Origin of the sequence: Pseudoduganella sp. RAF53_2 (genome assembly GCF_052113985.1) — a bacterium.
Taxonomy (GTDB): domain Bacteria; phylum Pseudomonadota; class Gammaproteobacteria; order Burkholderiales; family Burkholderiaceae_D; genus Rugamonas.
On the sequence record NZ_JBFRDW010000371.1, the window covers coordinates 1 to 5898 of the forward strand.

Genomic DNA, 5898 nt, shown 5'->3' on the forward strand with positions numbered 1-5898 from the left:
GTGCCAGCGTCGAATTATGCCTAATAAAGCCACGTCGATCACTCCGATCTCCTGTCGAAAGGACAGGGAGAATTGTGCTACGAACGTGGGTCAGATTCCGTTGCAAATTCGTGGGGAAGGTGGGTCAACTTTCAATGCAAATTAACAGTCTAAGGGTATAAACCAAACACCGGCTCCGCACAGTTCATCGCCCGCAAAACAGGGCCTGAAATGCAAAAAGCCCAGCCGGTTAAGGCTGGGCTTTTCTGTGTTCTGGCTCCCCGACCTGGACTCGAACCAGGGACCTGCGGATTAACAGTCCGTCGCTCTACCGACTGAGCTATCAGGGATTAGAGGCAACATTATATACTGTCAAAGCAACACTTTCAAGGTATTACTCAACGGCACTTTCTGCTGCCATTCGCGCCGCCGTAACGACGCGAGACCGAGATATTAAAGCACCTTGGCGACTGCGTCAACCACAGCGTCGATGTTGCGAGTATTCAACGCTGCAACGCAGATACGGCCGGTGTCTACGGCGTAGATCGACTGCTCGCGCAGCTTGCCTACCTGCTCCTTGGTCAGGCCGGAGTAGGAGAACATGCCGATTTGCTCGCGCACGAAGTCGAAGTCGTGGCCTGGGGCTTTTTCTGCCAGCTTGCGCACAAAGGTGTCGCGCATTTCCTTGATGCGCACGCGCATGCCGGCCAGTTCGTCTTCCCACAGCTGGCGCAGTTCCGGGGTGGACAGCACGGTGGCCACCACTTTGCCGCCGTGTACTGGCGGGTTGGAGTAGTTGGTACGCACCACGCGCTTCAGTTGGGACAGCAGGCGGGAAGCTTCATCAGCGGAAGAAGCCACCACGCTCAGCGCGCCCACTCGCTCGCCGTACAGCGAGAAGGACTTGGAGAAGGAGTTGGACACCAGCAGCGGCACGCCGGTGGCAGCGAAGCGGCGCACTACAGCGCCATCTTCCGCGATGCCAGCGCCGAAGCCCTGGTAAGCCATGTCCAGGAACGGAATCAGGCCGCCAGCCACAACGGCAGCGATCACTTCATCCCACTGGCCCTGGGTCAGGTCGGCGCCGGTCGGGTTGTGGCAGCAAGCGTGCAGCACCACGATGGAGCCCTTCGGCATAGCCTTCAGCGCAGCGATCATGCCGGYGAAGTTCACGCCCTTGGTCGACGGATCGTAGTAAGCGTAGTTGTTGACCTTGAAACCGGCGCTTTCGAACAGAGCACGGTGGTTTTCCCAGCTCGGATCGCTGATGTACACGTCCGACGATGGCGAGAAACGCTTCAGGAAGTCGGCGCCGAGCTTCAGCGCGCCGGTACCGCCCAGTGCCTGCACGGTCACTGCACGTTTCTCTTGAATTACGGCGCTGTCGGCACCAAATACCAGCTCTTGTACTGCCTTGTCGTAAGCCGCCAGGCCTTCGATCGGCAGATAGGTACGCGGCGCATGCTGAGCAATCAGAATCGTTTCCGCTTTATCCACGCACGACAGCAGCGGCACTTTGCCATTGTCGTCATAATAAACACCTACACCCAGGTTAATTTTGGCTGGGTTGGTGTCTGCATTAAAGGCTTCGGTGATACCAAGAATAGGGTCGCGCGGGGCCATCTCGATGGCGCTGAAAACGGAAGGATTCGTCATGATAAGATTGGATTCGATTGGAAGCGGTTCGCAGCGTAACATGCCGGCGCCCGAACAAAATCCGGTTTAGGCCGCCGACAAGCGCATATTCTATCAAAGGTCTGAGTTCAATGTCTGATTCGCAAAACGCCGGTACGCCAGAAGCGACCGTCATCACCTTTCCAGATTCACCTTTCCGGCTCCATCAGCCCTTCCCTCCCTCGGGCGACCAGCCCACGGCGATCAAGGAATTGTGCGAGGGCATTGACGATGGTTTGTCGTTCCAGACCCTGCTGGGTGTGACCGGTTCCGGTAAGACTTACACCATGGCCAACGTGATCGCCCGCATGGGCCGACCCGCCATCGTGTTCGCGCCCAACAAGACGCTGGCAGCCCAGCTGTATTCCGAGTTCCGCGAGTTCTTCCCGGAGAATGCGGTCGAATACTTCGTGTCGTACTACGATTACTACCAGCCGGAAGCCTATGTGCCGCAGCGCGACCTGTTCATCGAGAAGGACTCGTCGATCAACGAGCATATTGAGCAGATGCGACTGTCCTGCACCAAGTCGCTGATGGAGCGGCGCGACGTGGTGATCGTGGCTACCGTGTCGGCCATCTACGGTATCGGTAATCCGAACGAATACCACCAGATGATTCTCACGCTGCGCCAAAAGGATAAAGTGGCCCAGCGCGACGTGATCGCGCGCCTGATCCAGATGCAGTACACGCGCAACGAGATGGACTTCGGCCGCGGTACTTTCCGCGTGCGCGGTGACACCATCGACATCTTCCCCGCAGAACACGCGGAGCTGGCTGTGCGCCTGGAGATGTTCGACGATGAAGTCGAATCGATCCAGCTGTTCGACCCGCTCACAGGCCGCGTGAAGACCAAGATCCCGCGCTTCACCGTCTATCCAGGCTCGCACTATGTGACGCCACGTTCAACTGTGCTGCGCGCCATCGAAACCATCAAGGCCGAGCTGCGCGACCGCCTCGAATTCTTCCGCAAGGAAGGCAAGCTGATTGAAGAACAGCGTCTGGAACAGCGCACGCGCTTCGACCTCGAAATGATGGCGGAAATCGGCTTCACCAAGGGCATCGAGAACTACTCGCGTCATCTGTCCCGCGCCATGCCGGGCGAGCCGCCGCCAACGCTGGTGGACTATCTGCCGAAAGACGCGCTGATGTTCCTGGACGAGTCCCACGTGCTGATTGGCCAGCTGTCGGCCATGTACAACGGCGACCGTTCGCGCAAGACCAATCTGGTGGACTATGGCTTCCGCCTGCCGTCCGCGCTGGATAATCGTCCGCTGAAGTTCCAGGAATTCGAATCGAAGATGCGCCAGACGGTGTTCGTATCCGCCACGCCCGCCGACTACGAGCAAAAGAATGCGGGACAGGTGGTCGAGCAGGTGGTGCGCCCTACCGGCCTGGTGGACCCGCAAGTCATCGTGCGCCCTGCCCGCACCCAGGTGGACGATCTGATGTCCGAGATTCAGGACCGCATCGAGAAGAACGAGCGCGTGCTGGTGACCACGCTGACCAAGCGTATGGCCGAACAGCTGACCGAGTACCTGGGCGACCACGGCATCAAGGTGCGCTATCTGCACAGCGATATCGAAACCGTGGAGCGCGTGGAGATCCTGCGCGACCTGCGTATCGGTACCTTCGATGTGCTGGTCGGTATTAACCTGCTGCGCGAAGGCCTGGACTTGCCGGAAGTCTCGCTGGTCGCGATTCTCGACGCGGACAAGGAAGGCTTCCTGCGTTCCGAGCGCTCGCTGATCCAGACCATCGGCCGCGCGGCGCGTAACCTGAACGGCGTGGCCCTGCTGTACGCGGACCACATGACCGATTCGATGGAGCGCGCGATCGGCGAGACGGAGCGCCGCCGCGCCAAGCAGATGGCCTACAACGAGAAAATGGGCATCATCCCACGCGGCGTGCACAAGGTCATCAAGGACATGATCGACGGCGTCTACAGCCCGAACGCAGCCAAGGAAGAGATGGCGGTGCAGGAGTCGGCGGCCAAGTACGAAGCCATGAGCGAGAAGCAGGTCAGCAAGGAAATCAAGCGCCTGGAGAAACTCATGATCGATCACGCCAAAAACCTGGAGTTCGAAAAAGCCGCCCAGGTGCGCGACCAGCTGCACGTGCTCAAACAGCAGCTCTTCGGCGCGCCCGGCGCCGATGTGGTGTCCTAACACCCGCGGCAAAAAGCGGGTGGCTGCCACATCGTGGCAGCCACCTGGTTCACGCCTCTGGTTTTTTCAAAATTCCGGGAACGCGGCGCTCCCAAGCCGCATCTAATGGTCAACTACTCATGAAAACGAATCGACCATGTCCTCCCAACTCGCCCGCGATCATGCGCTGATCTCAGCCGCGACCTGCGGCGCATTCGAGCCGCTGATCCGGCGCTACAACCGCCTGCTCTACCGCACTGCCCGCAGCATCGTCAAAGATGACACCGAGGCCGAGGACGTGCTGCAGGACGCTTACCTGCAAGCTTTCCGTTCCCTGTCCAGCTTCCGCGGCGAATCCAGTCTCGCGACCTGGCTGACGCGCATCGTCATCAACACCGCCCTGGCCCGCCTGCGCAAAGGCGCACACCAGGCCGAGGTCATTCCACTGGAGGGCGCCATGCCGGAAGAACACTGGGAAGCCGAAGCCGAAACCCCGGATACCTCCGCCATGCGCGCCGATGTGCGCCGCCTGCTGGAAAAGAAAATCGATACCCTGCCGGATGCCTTCCGCACCGTCTTCATGCTGCGTGAGCTGGAGGAGATGAGCGTGGAAGAAACCAGCGCCGCGCTGAGCATCCCGGAAGCGACGGTGCGCAGCCGCCACTTCCGCGCCCGCAGCATGCTGCGCGAATCGCTGTCGCGTGAGCTCGACACCGGCCTGCAAGACTCGTTCGGCTTCGATGGCGAACGCTGCGACCGTATTACCGCACGCGTGCTCGCCGCCATTCATCAACCACAAGGAGAACAACCATGAAGAGACTCATACTCGCATCCACCCTCGCCGCCATCAGCACCTTCGCGCTGGCACAAGGTCCTAACGACGCACAGATCGCAGGCATTGTCGTCGCCGCCAACACGGTCGACATCAACGCCGGCAAGCTGGCCGAGAAGACTTCCACCGACAAGAACGTGCAAGCCTTCGCGCGCATGATGGTCAACGACCACACCAGCGTGAACGAAAAAGCCACCGCCCTGGTGAAGAAACTGAAGGTCACGCCGGAAGACAGCGACACCGCCAAGAGCCTGAAAGCCGGCGGCGATGCCAACATCGCCAAGCTGAAAAGCCTGAAGGGCAAAGAGTTCGACAAAGCCTACGTGGACAACGAAGTCACCTACCACCAGGCCGTGATCGACGCGCTGGACAAGACCCTGATCCCGAACGCCAAGAACGCTGAACTGAAGCAGACCCTGGTCAACGTGCGCCCCGCCTTCGTAGCGCACCTGGAGCACGCAAAACACATTCAGTCCGAACTCAAATAATCGGTTGCGGGAGGTACCGGGGCAGCCACTTGGCAGGCCCCGGCGGCGATAGGGTTATTTCGGCTGCGGCACGATGCGCAGATAAGGCTTCGGTGCTTTCCAGCCATTGGGGAACATGGTCTTGGCGTCGTCGTCGCTGACGGAGCCGGCGATGATCACATCTTCCCCGTGCTTCCAGTTCACCGGCGTGGCGACCTTGTGTTTGGCGGTCAGCTGGATCGAGTCGATCACGCGCAGGATCTCATCGAAGTTGCGGCCCGAGGTCATCGGGTAGGTCATCATCATCTTGATTTTCTTGTCCGGACCGATGACAAACACCGAGCGCACCGTGGCGTTGGTGGCGGCAGTGCGGCCTTCCGAGGTGCCCGGCTCCTCAGCGGGCAGCATGTTGTACAGCTTGGCCACGGCCAGGTCGGTATCGCCGATCATTGGGTATTTCACGGCAGCGCCCTGGGTTTCCTCGATGTCGTGCGCCCACTTGCTGTGGTTTTCGACCGGGTCGATGGACAGGCCGATGATCTTGGTATTCCGCTTGGTGAACTCCGGCTCGATCTTGGCCATGTAGCCAAGCTCGGTGGTGCATACCGGGGTGAAGTCTTTCGGATGGGAGAACAGCACCGCCCATTTATCGCCTATCCACTCGTGGAAGTCGATGGAACCTTGGGTAGTCTGGGCTTTGAAGTTTGGTGCGGTATCGTTGATGCGGAGAGACATGACAACTCCTTTCAGGACGGGTCGCGACAAAAATCCAGACCACTATGGTCGCACCACCGCCCTGCGA

5 protein-coding genes and 1 tRNA gene are annotated in these 5898 nt (G+C 59.6%); 3 read left to right on the top strand and 3 right to left on the bottom strand.

Features of this window, described 5'->3' with window-relative positions; all coding sequences use genetic code 11:
- Positions 1-253: 253 nt before the first annotated feature.
- Together AB4Z11_RS20260 and AB4Z11_RS20265 are read right to left on the bottom strand one after the other, a co-directional pair.
- Positions 254-329, bottom strand: a tRNA-Asn gene (locus AB4Z11_RS20260).
- 103 nt (positions 330-432) lie between these two features.
- Positions 433-1635: an amino acid aminotransferase gene (locus tag AB4Z11_RS20265; protein WP_442027233.1), complete on the bottom strand. Its 1203-nt coding sequence runs from the start codon at positions 1633-1635 to the stop codon at positions 433-435.
- A gap of 110 nt (positions 1636-1745) precedes the next feature.
- Between AB4Z11_RS20265 and uvrB the strand changes: the two genes are divergently transcribed.
- The 3 genes from uvrB to AB4Z11_RS20280 all read left to right on the top strand — a co-directional run bounded on the left by uvrB (position 1746) and on the right by AB4Z11_RS20280 (position 5117).
- Positions 1746-3818 (top strand): excinuclease ABC subunit UvrB, encoded by a 2073-nt coding sequence (gene uvrB / locus AB4Z11_RS20270; protein ID WP_442027235.1) that lies wholly within the window; start codon positions 1746-1748, stop codon positions 3816-3818.
- Between the two features lie 136 nt (positions 3819-3954).
- Positions 3955-4611, top strand: coding sequence for an RNA polymerase sigma factor (locus AB4Z11_RS20275; protein WP_442027236.1), 657 nt, complete (start codon positions 3955-3957; stop codon positions 4609-4611).
- Complete coding sequence (locus AB4Z11_RS20280) at positions 4608-5117, top strand: DUF4142 domain-containing protein (RefSeq protein WP_442027237.1); 510 nt, start codon at positions 4608-4610, stop codon at positions 5115-5117. Before AB4Z11_RS20275 ends, AB4Z11_RS20280 begins: the two co-directional genes overlap by 4 nt.
- Before the next feature lie 54 nt (positions 5118-5171).
- Here AB4Z11_RS20280 and AB4Z11_RS20285 read toward each other — a convergent pair whose 3' ends face one another.
- Positions 5172-5831: a peroxiredoxin gene (locus AB4Z11_RS20285; protein ID WP_442027239.1), complete on the bottom strand. Its 660-nt coding sequence runs from the start codon at positions 5829-5831 to the stop codon at positions 5172-5174.
- Positions 5832-5898: the final 67 nt, after the last annotated feature.